The following is a 15,142-nucleotide window of genomic DNA, read 5'->3' on the forward strand; positions in this document are numbered from 1 at the left end:
GGCATTCGAGAACATCCGAGTGAGGCAACGGCATTATTCTCTGGGAACACTCTTGGGTGAGGCAATACGAATCTCACCTTGATTGCCGCCGCGCAGGAGGTACTGCCGCGGCTTGCGATATTGCTTTCCCCCGCGCGAGCCAAGAAGATGCACTCACCGGGATCGCGAACAGAGCAATCCAAAACTTGAACCACCGCGCATTGAGAGTAGGCCTGGTCATTTCAGGCTATGCGGCCCGGACTGAAACAACTCGATAAGCGGCGCCGCAGGAGTTTCGGCACGCGAGTCTTACCGCAAAATGGGCTTTCTGGTGCAGAAGCTGATCGACCAGACTCTGCGGCAAGCTTTGGAAATCTGATGAGGCTGCCATTATCCGCAGACTTAGGCACAATGGACAGCCCTAACCCTGTGCGTGCCGGGCGAGCCAATTAAGAAAGCGCAGGAACTGCATTTCGTCGGCGCGAAGTCCGGGTACGGCTTTTGCGTTTGGCCTTACCCGCGGGATTTTCTGCTCGGCTTGCGCCAGAGCGAGGACTGCCGGATGCACGTAGCTCTTACGGCAAACGGCCGGCGTGTTGTGCAGCGCCTCTGCCGCCGCGTTGCACATTTCTTTGATCGTCGGGCGTCGACCCTGAGCGAATGATTGGCGAGCGGCAGAATATGCGGCAACGCTCCCAGCCCAAGTTCTGAACGTTTTGGCCGAAATTGGCGCCCCGCTGATCTCTGCGAGATAGCGGTTAAAGCGCCCCGACTCGATTGGCTCGGGTTTTCCGTCTTGCCCCACGGATACGAAGAGCTGGCGACCCGGGAGTTCGGCGATTCCCTCAAGTAAGCGTTGCAGTCGCGGATTTCTCAGCCGTCTTCGGATACGTTGCCCGCCCTTGCCCTTGAAGTTGAGCTCGATGCTATCGTCGGTAATCTTGAGGTGGCGCTTAAGAAGGGTTGAGGCGCCATAGCTCCCGTTCTCCTTCACGTATGTCGAGTTTCCAATGCGAAGGGGCGCGTGGTCGAGCAGCGCCGCAAGGGCAGCAAGTACGGTGAAAGGGTCGTCCACAGGCCCCTCCATATGCTTGCGGATCCGGCGTCGCAGGCGGGGGAGCGTTTTAGCAAAAGCTGGAAGCTGGCTGTATTTGGCGTTGCTTCGCATCTCCTGCCATGCTTGGTGATATCGATATTGCTTTCGACCACGCGCATCATAACCTGTCGCCTGCAGATGACCGTTTGGCTGCATGCAGATCCAGACGTTCTCGTAAGCTGGGGGCAAGCCAAGCGCTTGGATACGGGCAAGAACGCGGGAATCTTTTAGCTGTTCACCGTTCGGACGCCGATAGACAAAGCCGCTTGAGGAACTAAACCGGGTGTAACCCGGTTCAGTGTCGGAGACGTAGATGAGGTCGGCGCCATCGCCTACCTGCGGACTTTCCCGCCGGCTCAATCAGATCCGTCCCATCAGAAGGAGGATCACAAGAACGACCACCACCACACCCAGAACGCCAGACGGACCGTAACCCCAGCCGGATGAATGGGGCCAGGCCGGAAAAGCGCCGATGAGCAGCAGGATGAGAATGACTAAAAGTACGGTTCCAAGCATTTTGCGGTCTCCTTACACAGCGATAAAGTCGTTTTCGTCGGTTTGCCCCCGTACTTGCCGAGCGGGGGCTCTAGCATCGAAACTTGGGAGGAGGGTCATTTAAGGATCGCGATCACCGCGCGTCGTTGCCGATTGATCATCACCCCTTGGTCGTTTGAACGACATATCCATAGTCCGGCTGATCAGGAAACGTTTGGATTTCGACGGTATCAGGCAGACGGGTGCCTACAGCGATGTCGCCTTGATACACGTCCGAAGGGCTGCTCTGGTCAAGTAGGTAGGTTTGAGCTTCGCCCGGTACGATGACTGTTGCAGTTTGCGCAACGGCGCCGCCGCCGAAAGACAGGCTCGCCAGCAAGCTCGCCATGACGGTTCTCTTCATGATCAGCTCTCCTAGTTGTTCCCTCAAACCCGTTTTAGAGCATTTGGTTCCAATGCGCTCCCGGAGCGGCTGCATACCGCCTGACGCCAAAGGTCGGTGACGATGTCTCTTCGACGCGAGAGGTCACAGCAGCGGCTTTAAAGTCCTGGCGTCATGAGCACCTGCTTCAGCGTCATGAAGGTGGGAGCTCTCGGAAGAGCTGCTAGACAAGGAGGATGAACGCGAGGAAGCAATTGGATGCCGCTACCGCGACCGTCGGGACTCGATGTCTTCCGACGTAGCGGTTGCTAGCGGCGAGGTGACGCTTGCGTGGGAAGTATCGAGCAGGCAGGCCAAACACCGGGCTGAAGATTGTGCCGAATTGTTCTCCGGAGTTCCCCACGTTCAGAACAACTTACGGGTCCGCTCAACGACAAAGACGGTGACCGTGCCCCTGGGCAACCCACCTGATAAGGTCGCACAGCCGCATTCGTTCGAGCGCCCCTGACCACAGCGGCGAGCGGCGTTCGGATTCATCGGATGCCCGGTACGCTCGCTGACTTTTCGTGACCCATTTGCCAGCGCAGGATGTCCTGGGGCTTGGAAGCTTGGCTTCTCGCTGTCGACAGCGTATCCTTCTTAAGCGCCGCCATAGGCGGCGAGGACGACCGAAAGAGCGGCATTCGGATAACCAAGGTTTGAGACGATGGCACCGGGAAAAAAAGCCGAGGATGAAAACGAGGAGTTGCTGGTAGGCGGTGTGGCGTCCCGACCGGTCGAGAGCGATGCGGTGCCAGTTGATGACGTACCGGATCGATTGCTGATCCTTGCCATTAGGCTGCAACGAGCCCTGGACAAACGGCAGGCGACGAAATCGATCAGCAGGCCCTCGCGCCGGAAACACTGAGGTGGTCAGAATGCAAAGGATGGCTTGTGATGCCGGACCTGCAGCAATTGCGGGTGCTAGTTGCTGAGGACGAATTTTTTGTCGCAAATGATATCGCACTTTGGCTCGAAAAGGCCGGTGCGACAATAATTGGCCCAACGCCCACAGTAAAAGAAACGTTGAAGAGCCTTGCTCAGGCTTTCGACGTTCAAGTTGCTGTTCTGGATATTAACCTCAATGGCGAGCTGATCTTTCCCGTGGCGGACGAACTCGCGCTCAGATCGGTACCCGTGGTCTTTTTTAGTGGTTACGACGACATGAGCGTGCCCGAACGGTTCCGGTCGGCCGCACGGTTAAGCAAGTGTGCAGGCGCGTCGGATCTCGTAAATGCTGTCTTTGAGCAACACCTCCAAAATCTGTCAAACTTGGCGCCACTATATGTCGGACTAACCGATCAATCGGTCTGTGAACTTATACCGGAGCTGCGCTACAGGGCGCGGCTCCTGATGGCCGGAGCGCCTCCCGAGGCCGCCGACCTGCTCGTTGAGCGTACGCTTGAGCGCGCTATCGCGCTAGCCGGGACAAGGCGCAGGTCTCAGGGCCTCGATGCCTGGTTGCACGATTTATTGGCGGCCATCCATGACGAGAGCCCGTATGGACTGAATTAAGACATTTGACGCGGTGCGAAAGCCGTGATGGGTGTGAATGGGCGGCCGGATTTGGCGTTCTCTTCTCATCCGGCATGTCTTCGGGGTCGAGCTCCCTGATCGGACGCGGCCCCTCGTTTGGCGGTGGTACAGGCGGCAATCGCTCGCCCGGATCGCGGGGTTGAGGGTTCACGTCCTTGCTCCTCGTTTCATGAGGAGAACAAGGTGCACTGTGCTTGGTTCCGAGAAGTTGCGCGTTCGATCGAGCTTGACGGCGAATACCGCGTCATAGCTTCGAAGGACTTTGACCGCATCCAACGACGCGATGACCTTATCCGGCACAACGTCCGCAAGTCCTCCGCCGCAACCGCAAGATTTGCCTGGCCCCTCCCTGGCCGGGGCGCAGACCCTTCAAGGCTATGTCGGGGTCAATTCGACTATGAGCGGAACCGCGCGGCCTCGTACCCATTTACCTGTTGGTATCGTTTGGGGTTAATTCTCCCTCGGTGCGCCCGAGCCTGACTGCCGGGTGGGGGTGCGGTCTGTCGGAACCGTGCCTTGCGGGCTCTCGGTGCTCGGAAGCTGTTCAGTGCTCCGCGGCTTTTCCATCGGAGCCTGTTGCGAGGGCTCTACCGATCCTGTTTGACTGGCGTCGGGCTGGCTCCATTCTACAAATCCCCATGCGAGCAGCGCCAGGAAAAGACTTGCGGCAAGCACCAGGAAAACACGGACACCCATTCCCGCCTGACGGGTTTCCCGCGCCGAGAACCTCGTCCGGTTAGCGCCGTGGGTCGTTCTCTCGGGTTCGCCTCGTTCATCAAGCTGCTCGGCCATCGCGTTTCTCCATTGCCATTTCCGTCAATGCCGTCCTCGGCTCGAAGGTCATCATCCCTTCGACCCGCCAGGCCGGGACAACGAATATCCAATCGCTGCCGTCGCCAAAGGTTCCCAATGGCGGCAGAAACGAGCGGCCGGTTCGCTGTATGCTGGGAGCGATATGGTGCTGCGGAGGTTTGAGCGAGCAGAGCTTCATTCGGGTAATCGTGTCCTGTCCCATCGCCCGCTGCACGAGAGTGCCTGCGACGGAAAACAAGATGAGCAGAAAAATATTGCCTCCAAGAGGTGCATTTCGAGCCACCAGATTCCCTTCTTTAGCGCGGGATATGGATGCTGGTTTTCCAGCCCGCTGTCCTTAACCGCCCTCGGCATAAGCACGAGATCGTCGATGAGGCGGGCACGTTCGTGCTCCGCCATCTCCGACCGCGGATCCTCAGAAGAGACGGGTGTATCGTAACCAGGACCCGGAAATGCGCGAAAAATGCCATAGGGCGGTCAGTTTGCGCGACGGCGCCTCAGCATCGGGCCGGTAGTGACCGCCGGTTTCGCCGGTTGCGATCTTATGGATGTTGTAAGGAAAATCGTCGTTCCAACTGAATGAAAACCTGGTCGGCCTGTGCGGCAGTCGATAAGGGATCACATCACGCCTGCGCTCCTCGTCTCCAACGACGAGAGGTGTCAAGCGAAATGAAGATTTGACCCCGCCTATTGCCTCACCCGGGGATGTTACTGACGTTGGGGGCACTGCGCCGTGGTGGGAGGATACGGGCGCGCGCTTCGTCCAGTCGCCATCGAGTATGATCTCCCCGGCTACGTCCACGCCCCAAGCCTGGACGGCATCGAGCCGCAGCCATCGAAGCCGAACTCGCTCAGCCAGTATACCGCATTCTCGAAAAATTACGGCCCAGGAACTCTGGCTCTGTCAAGGTCATCGAAACCCCCTTCAGCCCCCCGATTACATATTGGATAAGGATGCCCGGGCGCCTCGTCTGAGGCGGTGCCCGATGAATTCCTAGCAACCTTGTGCCTGCGCTGGAACAAACGCGACGGTATTCGGTTCAGTGATCAACGGCTGCAGGGAGGTACTTGAACATGAACGATAAAGACGAACTCATCCGGCGACGCGCTTACGAGATTTGGGAGCGTGAGGGGCGCCCCGAGGGCCAGGAGCGCCGGCATTGGGAGCAAGCAAGTAGGGAGATTGCGGAACATGAGCGTCTGCCTCCCAACAGTCAAACCGGGGATGATCAAACTGGCACCATTGTTGCTCCATCCACCGCGCCGCGCGGGGAAGCCGGGCGGCCGTCGGAGGACGCGGAGTAGTGTTCTTCCTACGACCTGACTGGGAAAGGACCTGAGTATCGAAGCGGTGTCGGCGCATTGGGAAGAGCGATCGAAAGAGCAGGCGCTTGTTTCCTAGGACCCCTAGGCAATACAGGTTGATCTTCGTGCAGATCATTAGCATCGAAGTTTCCTGTGCGTGAGGTACACACGGGAAAGAGGCGGTGATTCCATCACCCGACGTGGCCAAATCGAATGGGCCTGGATGACGAAGCCGCTTATCGCCCATGCCAAGGCGCTGCTGTCCAAACCGCCTCTTTCGCTACGGCGCTGAATGAATCCGATGCCCGAAGCAATGGGTGCAGTCGCTCCTGCCGCTGTGGCCGGCAATGAGGGCCCCACGGCCTACGTATTCGAGTATCGAGACGGTTCTGGCACCAGCCGAACGCCGCCTTCGACAATGCCACGCCTTGAAGCAGTCCAAAAGATTAGCGAGTAAACATGCGACACGACCCCAACCAACTGGAAAGGATCACTCCAGCATTTTTTGGGCGCGATGCCGTTTCCGTCGCGGAGGCTTTGATTGGCGTCATTCTGGAAGTAAATGGGATCGGCGGCAAGATCGTGGAAACGGAAGCTTACGGGCGGGAGGATCCCGCCTCTCATAGTTACGTTGGAAAAACTGCCCGGAACAACGCGATGTTCGGCCCCGCCGGCACCGCTTACGTCTACCGGTCCTACGGTTTGCATTGGTGCCTCAACTTCGTCTGCGAGAACGCAAGCGCGGTATTGCTCCGAGCGATCGAGCCGCAAACGGGCCTTGGAACGATGCGGATCAGGCGCGGGACAGCCAGGGAAACCGTCTTGTGCGCGGGGCCGGGACGCCTTTGCCAAGCTCTCGGAGTGACCCGCCATCTTGACGGACGATCGCTCTTTGCGGCCCCTTTTTATCTCACTGTTGGGGAGGGCGAAACGGATGTCTGCCGAGGCCCTCGTATTGGGGTCACGAGGGCTGCCGACGTGCGGTGGCGGTTCGGAGCGCAAGGCTCTGCCTTTTTGAGCCACCCGTTTCCCGATCCCGTTCCAGTTTAGAACTGGCCGGGATTTTGCGGGGGCGTAGAGCTTCTCGTCATAAATGCTGGAAGATCTGTTCGATGTCTCCTTTCCAGATTTAGCCATCCCGATGATCCTCGAGAACGACTGAAGCGATTTGATATGCGCCCCAACCTGCAAATCCTGATTCCGCCCGCTCGCATTCTCGACAAGTGCACCTATTCGCCCGGGATCGCGGGGAGGTTGGAAAGAACACTCGGGCTTGGAAGTGTCGGAACGGTTGTTGTTACAGGAGGCGAGCCGGACGTTTTCGTAGTGGCGACGATGCTCGGCGCAATCGATCTTGGATACTAGGTGACCGTCTCGAAGGACGGCGTTTAAAGCTCGACCAAACAAACGACGCCTCTCTTCAGCTGCTTGGCAACGCTTCTGGGTCCAACTTGAGCTTGCGACCCTTAGGAGTGGCTCGGTCAATTAGGCGATATGAGAGCCGGCACGTGGGAAATGTCGGAACCATCAGACCCCCGGCCGGTTTGATCTTGATAAACGCCGCGCAGGTCGCCCCGGCAGATCGTTTTAGGCGGGTCGAAAGAGGATTTTACCAGTGATTATCGATCTCCAATCCGCACGTGCCACACGAGATGCTCCTGACCCGGACTGTGCCTCACATGATAGCCTTGGCCGGCCGATGTATCTTTACGGAGTGGAGTACTGGATGGACGACCGACTTTGGTCGTTGACGCTCGAGGCCTATTCGCTCGAGGACGCTGAAAGAAGAATGGGGGCAATCCATCAGGGGCTGATCTATGGGCAGATATACCGCAGTACCTGCTGAGCATTGCGTTCTACATAGCAATGAGCGCCTCCCGGCCGTCCCGACACCTCGCGGACGTGCCGGGTGATGCGCCGATCGTTCTGAACCAAAGTTACGCCGGACACGCTGCCGATCTCAGAGGCGTCGATCTAGGTGGCATCGGTGAGGCGGTCGCTGACAGCGTCCTGGATCTGGATGCCTCGGCGAACGAAGTCTCGCGGCCCGTTTCCTCGACTCCGGCCCCCCGCTTACCTTGGCGATGGCGTTTCCGGGAGCGAATATTTGTAATTGTCGCGTAGATCGACCTGCCGCTGGCGCAGATTGACCTCGCAGCGTCCGGATGCAATTCCAATCTTATGACTAGCAATAGCAACAGTCATCAAAACCTCCGCTCTCTTTCTTAACTGCCCAACGGGTTGCACAGCGAAACGTCGCGGCTCTGATTGTTCCGGTAACGGTCCGATAGTCCCCACCTGGAACAAATACGCGGTTGACCGGTTGGCCGTGGGTCAAAGCCTGAAGAACTCATTCGCCGGCGTGCCTATGAAATCTGGGCGAACGAGGGACGGCCGGAGGGTGATGTACCGACGAGAGAGCGCTCGCACGACCGAGCGGCGGAACAGACGGAACCAGAGGGCCGGACGGCCTATCAATGACCGTCATCGAGCGGAGTAGACCCATGCGAGTAGCTGACATTATGACCAAGGATGTGTGCGTTGCGAGCCCCGAGGATACCACCATCGCACTGGAAGGGGCCGAGAGCGGTATCGGCCTTCTTCCCGTTGGCGACAACGATCGGTTGGTTGGGATGATAACCTATCGGGCTTTCGCAGAGCGTTGTGTGGGTGACGGGCGTGACGATCGTGCGCGCGTGGCCGAGATCATGACGGCCGGCGTCAAATACTGCTTCGACGACCAGGAGGTGTCCGATGTTGCGCCCAACATGGGCGACGCGCAGAACCGGCACCTGCCGTTCGTTGACCGCAACAAGCGGCTTGTCGGCATCGTTTCGCTGGCTGACGCAGCGCGACGGGACCCTTCCCTTGCCGGGATAGGCTTGCGGAGCGTGACGAGCCCCGATGGGCTACATAACCGGACTCAGTAGCGATGGCCGGCGTCCGCGAACAGCGCCCCTCGTGGCGCCCTCCCGTTCTCTCTGCATCCGAGGAGCGTGTGTGGGCGAGAGAAGTCGCCCTTCACGCGCACGCGGGCCAATTAGACAAGGCTGGAGAACCCTATATCCGCCACTGCCAACGGGTGGCCGAGGCCGTTGACGGCGACAAAGCCAAGAGTGTTGCCTTTCTTCATGACGTTGTCGAAAAGGCGCCTGGCTGGACATCGGAGCGACTGCTTGATTCTGGCTTTTCCCCGGAGGTGGTGGCCGCCGTTGAAAGCCTGACGCACCGCACCGGGGAAACTAAGGATGCCTTAACGATCCGCGCTGCGTCAAACGCGCTTGCAGCTGTCGTAAAACGCGCCGACCTTTTGGACAATCTCTCCCAAGTGGAAAGGCAAGGCAAGGATGGGACGCAGTATAGGCGAAGACTGGTTCTGCTCGACGCTGCGGCAGCGTACGACGGTCATCGGGCGGAAAGTGAGTCCGCCGACCGAAAGATCGCCGCGTCATCAGCTCGGGGTGAGGCTGGCGAGATCCGCCGCGAAGCCGCCGATCGCGTTGCAAAACGACTTGCTTTGCTTTTGGGAATGGCAGCGGCCGCTTTGATCTATCTTGTTCTCCGGTTCTGAAAGATGGTCGTCAGCGGGGCGCAAGGCTCGATCACTCGAGGGGAACACCATTCATGCGATAGGCAAGTTCGTCGCGCGCACGGCTGAGCCTGCTCTTGATGGTGCCGATCGCACAATCGCACATATCAGCTGCCTCCTTGTAGCTGAGGCCGTATCCGGCAACGAGTACCAGTACTTCCCTGTGGTCGGGTGCTAGCCCCTCGAGGGCGGTACGCAACTCGCCATTCAACACGCACCAATCCTGCGGGGCCGGAATGGGAATTGGAAGGTCGGCGCAGTTGACGGCACCCGGCGCCTCGCGCTTACGCAGCTTGTACTGCGTGCGAAACGCGTTGTGCATGATTGTGAAAAGCCAGGATTTGAGATTTGTTCCAGGTTGAAAACCATCGATACCGCGCAACGCGCGAAACAGCGTTTCCTGCAGGAGATCGTCAGCCTCGAAGCTTGAACTGACAAAGGTTCGCGCAAATGCGCGCAAGGCCGGGATCAGATCGACCACCTGCGTCTCAAGCGGCCGCGTCTGATAGTCGAGAACTGGAATAGAAGGCATTGTAGCTGCCTTTCGGGGTTGCCGGATTTCAATGTTAGTCAATGCGTGGCCGACAATTAAGTTCCCTTGGGTTTTAAGGCAGCGCCGGCCGGGAACCAACGCCCCCTGCGCTTGTTTTTGTTTCGTGTCGTGGATGTGCCTGCACGAAGATCTTGAAGGCTGCTCGAACGGAAAGCGAGGTTCCCGATGGAAGCGCTTGAACTGCAACTGATGGCCCACCGCAAGATCCTGACCGCGCTTATGACGATCGCGGCAGGCGATCCGGATTACTGGCACAAATTGATGGAACACCTTCGCGATGACCTTGTCATCCAAGGCCACGAGGAAGATCCAGGTGTCGTGCCGGGAATGGCGTTCGCCTCCCAAAATGCTCTTAGCGAGGCGCTGAGGACCATTGTCAGCCGTGCCGAACTACGCGCCGGCGATCGGACTAGCTCGGAATAGCCAAGCTTCATTTGTTCAACCTGTTCGCGGTCGTCGGTCCCAGAGCAGTCTGATGCGCCGGCGACCACCAAGGAGGCATTCGGAATGATGGATTTGGAGGTTGACCGGCTTTGGAACGAGCCGGTGATACTGGATCGCGAGGGGCATTTGCTCCGGGTGCAAAGCACGCGGAGCTTATCTGTGTTGGAAAACCATTGGTCCCTGCACGAAGGGCCGGCATATGCGATGGCTATTGCCACCTGCTAGACGGGCTTTCTAGTGTCCAGGATGCCGGACGCAGCGCGTCGGGCATTCGTCGATGCAGCTGCATCACTAACCTTAAGATTGTAGATCGATGTGGCTCCAAGGCGTTTAACTGCCAGATGGACAGCTTGTTCCAGCCGACATCTGCGCAGTCGCGCAGCCTCGCATCCTTTGAGCGTTTGTTGGAATGCACGGCGCCGTAAAAAGCGCGATTGTCGAAGCTGGCCGGCAGGTTACCGCCGATTGTGAATCCGCGCGAGAAAATCACGGATAAGCAGCGCTACCTGATCGAGGTGGGTCTCTAGGAGCCAATGCCCGCCATCGATGAAATGAAGTTCGGCGTCCGGCAAGTCGCGGAGATATGCTCGGGCAGATTTCTCCGGCATGTAGTGGTCGTTGTGTCCCCAGACGATGAGGGCAGGGGGCTTATGGTCCGCCAAATATCCGCGGTGTTGCGGAAACCATGACCGGTTCTCCTTCAAACCTGCGATCAGGTTGACGGCGATTTCGTTCCGCTTTGGTGTCATGAGGGACCAATGCAGTTTCCATAGGTCGGGAGGAATGGCCTCTGCGAGACTAGGCTCCAGGTCGTTCAGGAACTCTTCCCGGAAAATCTCCTCGGTCACCGCCTCGGCCAATGCGCGTTTCATTTCCGGCAACGGAAGCGCCCAGGTCTTTTCAATGTCTGCATATTTGGGGCCCAAGGCATCTTCATAGGGGATGTCGCCGTTCTGAATGATGAGCCCGACGACGGATGCCGGCCGTAGAATGGCCATGCGAATTCCGATCGGCGATCCGAAATCATGCAGATACAGAACGAAGCGATCGATCTTAAGTGCGTCGATGAAGCTGCTCAGAAAGGCTGCGTATCCGTCGAAGCTGTAGTCGAAATCCTCCGGCGTCCCGCTGTAGCCCGCACCGGGGAAATCCGGAGCGATCAGGTGCCAGCGGTCGGAAAGCCGCGGCATTAGATTTCGAAACTCGTAGGATGAACACGGATATCCGTGTGGTAGCAAGACAACCGGAGCATCTTGTCGTCCAGCTTCCCGATAGAAGACCTCAATGCCGGCAACCATGATCCGCCGATGCCGTACCAGCGTGTCCATAGCTAATCCTCCACACGATGAGCTGACTGCTTTCGAAGGGCATCGACCGATCACCAACAAGCGCAGCCGCTCGTGACCGGGAGATAACTGGTACCATCGCCGGTTGTTCCCTTTCGGGGAACCGGCGAGCGAATATGCTGGATACCCGAAGGTTGCCGCAAGGGCGACAGCGCATTCAATTTCAATATCTTGCGCATATATCTTGAAGCGACAGATGATCCGCGCCCTAATGTTGCTGACGCCGGCGCGCCTTCCCAGTCTCGATGATCGGCTATGCCGGCCGTCTTCGCGCTCCGGTTATGCCGTCGAAGCCGAAGCACGACGCAATGCCAGATACTCCCAAATGGCAACGCCAAAGAGGGTCGCTGTCGCCAGAAACTGGAGATGATAATTGGCGGCAAGCGCAGAAAGCACTCCTGCAAGGGCAAGGATCGCGAACCCGACAATGTGCGAAATCGGGAACTGGTGCGCCGCGGCCAACTTTATCCAGATGTTGCCAGCCAAAAAAAGCGCCGGGCCTCCGAGTATCGCCAGAGCGGTTTGCATCGTGCTTTCATCTTTGGCATGGGACAGGCTGAAGTCCTCTCCGACTGCCGTCAGGATGACGCCAGAAACGATTGGCAGATGGCCGTATGTGAAGAGATTGAGCGCCAATGTCTCGGGTTTCGACGTCGCCTCCGCTTTGTTGGCGGCTTTTTCCTGGCCGTGATGGAAGTAGATCCACCACATGAAACCGGTGCTTAAAAACGCGCTGCAGAAGACAGCGAAGGTCATGTCGTCCGCCATGTGCTCTGCGGCGTTGCGGCCGGTCGTCAGGATCGTTTCACCGAGGCAGATGATTACGAACAGCGCACAACGTTCTGCCATATGCTTGCCAGAAACGTCCAACGTCTCGGGCGCTGATTTCCCCAGGCCAGGAAGATAGTACCGCAGGGCCGGAGCCAGATATTCGACGAGAAGAGCGGTACTCCAAAATGCAATTCGCGGAGTCGTCTCCATTTGAGAACCCACAAGCCAGAAGGCGCTTGCAAGGACTAGCCAGAGGGTAATCCGCAGGAACGTCAGGAAAGAGGCCGCATCGACGCGATGATAGGCGTAGAGCATGAAAAAGGAACGCCCTATCTGAATGGCGCAGTAGATCACCGCAAATGCAAATCCATGGTCTCCAAACGCGTCGGGCAAGGCGATAGCCAGCAGGATACCCCCAAACATCAGGAGAAAGAGCATCAGCCGTACTGGATCTTGCTCGGTATCGAGAAGGTTTGTAACCCAGGTCGAGTGAATCCAGATCCACCAGATCGCAAGAATGAGCAGCGCCGCCTCGACAAGGGCTGTGGGGCCGAAGTCGCTAGCAAGTGTCTTTGCGAGCTGGACCAAAGCGAACACAAAAACGAGATCGAAGAACAGTTCGGGAAAGCTTGCTCTGGTCTGGTCGGCGTCGGCCTTCCTTATCCATTGCTTTCCAGTTGCCGCCCCCTTGGCCTCTGTCGGTTCTGCCGCTCGATGTCGCGACGCTGGGTGCATTATTGTTCCTCCGCCCGAGATGGAGAAAGAGGTAGAGCGGGACGGAGTTCCAGCAATATCCCACTCGATGAGGAGAAGGCCTCTGAAGGGATTGGAGAGGAGCACGATTGCTTACAACTATTCCCCCTGTTCGAAGGGGCCGCTCGCTTGCAAAGCGGGGCGTTGATGATGCCCACTTCGACAGAAACCGCCCCTCGAGAGCCGTCCACACACTCCATTTCATGCGGGATCCGAACTAGAAGGCGCAAAGCGGTACTCTGGGTTGTCTAAGCGCTGAGCAGGGTCAACGATCTTCACGCGCCCACATTACAGTCACCGCGATACAACGCATATGCACGGAAGGCCTCGGTCTGCAGGTTAGAGCGCGTTGGATACAACCTGAGTTGCTACCGATATCAACACAGCCGCCAACGCGACCACGGTCCCAAGTCGCAAAGCCTTCATCCAACGTACCCGCGTGCCGTTCCAATCATAGCCCATTTTGCTCCCCTGTCGGGATCATGCCGCTTGGGAATGGTCGTCTCTTTTCCTGTCGAGGACGTAAAACGTTTGCGTCCTCGTGGAAACTAGCCAAAGGATCCCCAGGCGAGGCCTGTCGCTATGATTGGAGCGCCAGGCCTCTGGCCGTCTCCTCCCCGTCCGAAGACGACTGGTGCTCGCTATCACACCGCTTGCCGGAACTCTATTTGCCCATCCGGGCTAAACCCTGTGGCTAATGAGGATATCGCGATGAAATCCCTTGAGTGCAGATGAGTAGCTTGACAGGCATTAACCTGTGGGCTGAGAAATCGGCTCATCTGAATTGGTGCTTGATCGGGAAGTGGCCGCTACTGGTATGGGAGGCGGGAAGGGCGCGTTTTGCCACGTTCAGCTGCGCCGGGGAAGTGTTTGGGGCAGGATATTTCGCAGGAACAATAGCCTTTATGCGACTTTCGAAATACGGAGCCACAGCGCTCTGGGTTGTGGTCCGTCTCGCCGCTGGTCAAATAGCGATCACGTCAGGGACGTCCCCGTTCTGGCTTCGGCAAAACGATGCAAAATCCTTGAGGAATTTCTCCCCCGCCGGACGATGAGCGGGGTCCATGAGCTTTTCCATGATTGCGTCTGGCGTCTCCTTCATAACGGGAAGCCGGAAGAAAATCGTCTCGGAGAAATTTGAGCTTAATGTCAAAAGGACGGTGCGCAGCGCTGCGAGCATGTCGTCGCCTCGGTGCGAAGCGTGGATGAGGGCTATCGGTTTTGCGATTACGGCCTCCCCCGAGACAAGCCAGTCGATGGCGTTCTTGAGGCCTCCGGGAATGGTGCGAACATACTCGGGGCTGGAGATGATTAGCCCATCACTTGCCGAAATTTTCTCGACGAAGCGGATGACGCTTTCTGGGGCGTTTGCGCCCTCCAGATCGGGAGAAAAGATCGGCAGCTCACCAATATTATCAAAGACTTCAATGGTGATATCGGCTGGAGCGAGGGATTGGAAAGCCCTCAACAAGGCCGAATTGGTGGAAAGCCGACGCGTACTTCCTGAAATTCCTAGGATCCTCATTCCTCAAGGATAGTGAAAATTCCGCAGCCAGCAAGCCATCGTGGACGCGGCGCCGCTTTCAAAAGCACATTGTCAACGGTGAGGAAGGTAAAACGAGGGAACAACGGGCGGCCTTTCCTCGTTGAGAAAAACCGAGCGGAGGAGGACCAAACAATGAGTGACGAGCCGCGCGAACGCGATATTTTGTCGTTGAGTGACGACCCGCTGCCAAAGGCCGAGTTTGTTCTCAAGACACCACGCTTGGCGACGCAGAGAGAGCAGCTTGATGTGTTGCGGGCCGACGTGGCCCGGCTTGGCGAGCGCCTCATCGCCATAGCGGAGGGGACTTCCAGACTGGCGGCGCTCGAGGCGACCGTTGTTTTAGAAACGGTAGAAAGCGGTATCAGACGTCATCTCACGCCGGTTCTGATCACCGCGGGTGTTGCAGGTTATATCTGGAGCGCGTTCTTGAGGCGACGATAACTGTGCCCACCTGCTTTCTGCGACGGTGCAGCGCACTCGAAAAGACGTGGCTGA

General features: G+C 57.9%; 16 protein-coding genes and 1 pseudogene. 8 read left to right on the top strand and 9 right to left on the bottom strand.

Features of this window, described 5'->3' with window-relative positions; genetic code table 11:
- Positions 1–400 precede the first annotated feature (400 nt).
- The 3 genes from BLU15_RS27410 to BLU15_RS27420 all read right to left on the bottom strand — a co-directional run bounded on the left by BLU15_RS27410 (position 401) and on the right by BLU15_RS27420 (position 1,973).
- Positions 401–1,435, bottom strand: coding sequence for a DNA topoisomerase IB (locus BLU15_RS27410; RefSeq protein WP_090299781.1), 1,035 nt, complete (start codon positions 1,433–1,435; stop codon positions 401–403).
- The gene (locus BLU15_RS27415; protein WP_034798754.1) at positions 1,436–1,591 is read right to left on the bottom strand and encodes a DUF3309 family protein; all 156 of its coding nucleotides are present in this window, start codon (positions 1,589–1,591) and stop codon (positions 1,436–1,438) included.
- Positions 1,592–1,730: 139 nt separating this feature from the next.
- Positions 1,731–1,973, bottom strand: a complete 243-nt coding sequence (locus tag BLU15_RS27420) for a DUF1236 domain-containing protein (RefSeq protein WP_234798887.1) — start codon at positions 1,971–1,973, stop codon at positions 1,731–1,733.
- Positions 1,974–2,238: 265 nt separating this feature from the next.
- Here BLU15_RS27420 and BLU15_RS27425 point away from each other — a divergent pair, with 265 nt between their 5' ends.
- Both BLU15_RS27425 and BLU15_RS27435 read left to right on the top strand, forming a co-directional pair.
- Positions 2,239–2,460 carry a BON domain-containing protein gene (locus tag BLU15_RS27425; RefSeq protein WP_082566427.1) on the top strand — a complete coding sequence of 74 codons (222 nt, stop codon included), beginning with the start codon at positions 2,239–2,241 and terminating at the stop codon, positions 2,458–2,460.
- A 428-nt stretch (positions 2,461–2,888) separates the two neighbouring features.
- Positions 2,889–3,506, top strand: a complete 618-nt coding sequence (locus BLU15_RS27435; protein WP_051659462.1) for a response regulator — start codon at positions 2,889–2,891, stop codon at positions 3,504–3,506.
- A gap of 471 nt (positions 3,507–3,977) precedes the next feature.
- Here BLU15_RS27435 and BLU15_RS27440 read toward each other — a convergent pair whose 3' ends face one another.
- Both BLU15_RS27440 and BLU15_RS27445 read right to left on the bottom strand, forming a co-directional pair.
- The gene (locus tag BLU15_RS27440; protein WP_034798758.1) at positions 3,978–4,319 is read right to left on the bottom strand and encodes a hypothetical protein; all 342 of its coding nucleotides are present in this window, start codon (positions 4,317–4,319) and stop codon (positions 3,978–3,980) included.
- Complete coding sequence (locus BLU15_RS27445) at positions 4,303–4,623, bottom strand: hypothetical protein (RefSeq protein WP_143034270.1); 321 nt, start codon at positions 4,621–4,623, stop codon at positions 4,303–4,305. Before BLU15_RS27445 ends, BLU15_RS27440 begins: the two co-directional genes overlap by 17 nt.
- 791 nt (positions 4,624–5,414) lie before the next feature.
- Here BLU15_RS27445 and BLU15_RS40925 point away from each other — a divergent pair.
- From BLU15_RS40925 to BLU15_RS40930, 5 genes and pseudogenes are all read left to right on the top strand, one after another.
- On the top strand, positions 5,415–5,645 hold the full coding sequence (locus BLU15_RS40925) for a DUF2934 domain-containing protein (protein ID WP_034798762.1): 231 nt from the start codon (positions 5,415–5,417) through the stop codon (positions 5,643–5,645).
- Between the two features lie 459 nt (positions 5,646–6,104).
- Complete coding sequence (locus BLU15_RS27455) at positions 6,105–6,695, top strand: DNA-3-methyladenine glycosylase (protein ID WP_060609820.1); 591 nt, start codon at positions 6,105–6,107, stop codon at positions 6,693–6,695.
- A 1,296-nt stretch (positions 6,696–7,991) separates the two neighbouring features.
- Positions 7,992–8,126: pseudogene (locus tag BLU15_RS27465) on the top strand (DUF2934 domain-containing protein); the annotation flags it as partial.
- Positions 8,127–8,149: 23 nt separating this feature from the next.
- Complete coding sequence (locus BLU15_RS27470) at positions 8,150–8,575, top strand: CBS domain-containing protein (protein ID WP_060609849.1); 426 nt, start codon at positions 8,150–8,152, stop codon at positions 8,573–8,575.
- Between the two features lie 2 nt (positions 8,576–8,577).
- Positions 8,578–9,216, top strand: a complete 639-nt coding sequence (locus BLU15_RS40930; RefSeq protein ID WP_063894978.1) for an HD domain-containing protein — start codon at positions 8,578–8,580, stop codon at positions 9,214–9,216.
- Between the two features lie 31 nt (positions 9,217–9,247).
- On the opposite strand, the gene BLU15_RS40185 is transcribed toward BLU15_RS40930, so the two are convergent.
- The 4 genes from BLU15_RS40185 to BLU15_RS27500 all read right to left on the bottom strand — a co-directional run bounded on the left by BLU15_RS40185 (position 9,248) and on the right by BLU15_RS27500 (position 14,626).
- On the bottom strand, positions 9,248–10,087 hold the full coding sequence (locus BLU15_RS40185; protein ID WP_244546831.1) for a sigma-70 family RNA polymerase sigma factor: 840 nt from the start codon (positions 10,085–10,087) through the stop codon (positions 9,248–9,250).
- Between the two features lie 599 nt (positions 10,088–10,686).
- Positions 10,687–11,559 carry an alpha/beta fold hydrolase gene (locus BLU15_RS27490; protein WP_090299789.1) on the bottom strand — a complete coding sequence of 291 codons (873 nt, stop codon included), beginning with the start codon at positions 11,557–11,559 and terminating at the stop codon, positions 10,687–10,689.
- 297 nt (positions 11,560–11,856) lie between these two features.
- Positions 11,857–13,083: a low temperature requirement protein A gene (locus BLU15_RS27495; RefSeq protein WP_089046202.1), complete on the bottom strand. Its 1,227-nt coding sequence runs from the start codon at positions 13,081–13,083 to the stop codon at positions 11,857–11,859.
- A 982-nt stretch (positions 13,084–14,065) separates the two neighbouring features.
- Positions 14,066–14,626, bottom strand: coding sequence for an NADPH-dependent FMN reductase (locus BLU15_RS27500; protein ID WP_034803402.1), 561 nt, complete (start codon positions 14,624–14,626; stop codon positions 14,066–14,068).
- 153 nt (positions 14,627–14,779) lie between these two features.
- Between BLU15_RS27500 and BLU15_RS27505 the strand changes: the two genes are divergently transcribed.
- Entirely contained in the window at positions 14,780–15,088 is a 309-nt protein-coding gene (locus BLU15_RS27505) for a hypothetical protein (RefSeq protein WP_090299791.1), read from the top strand.
- The last annotated feature ends 54 nt before the right edge of the window (positions 15,089–15,142 follow it).

The organism is Ensifer sp. YR511 (assembly GCF_900103045.1).
Classification (GTDB): Bacteria; Pseudomonadota; Alphaproteobacteria; order Rhizobiales; family Rhizobiaceae; genus Ensifer; species Ensifer adhaerens.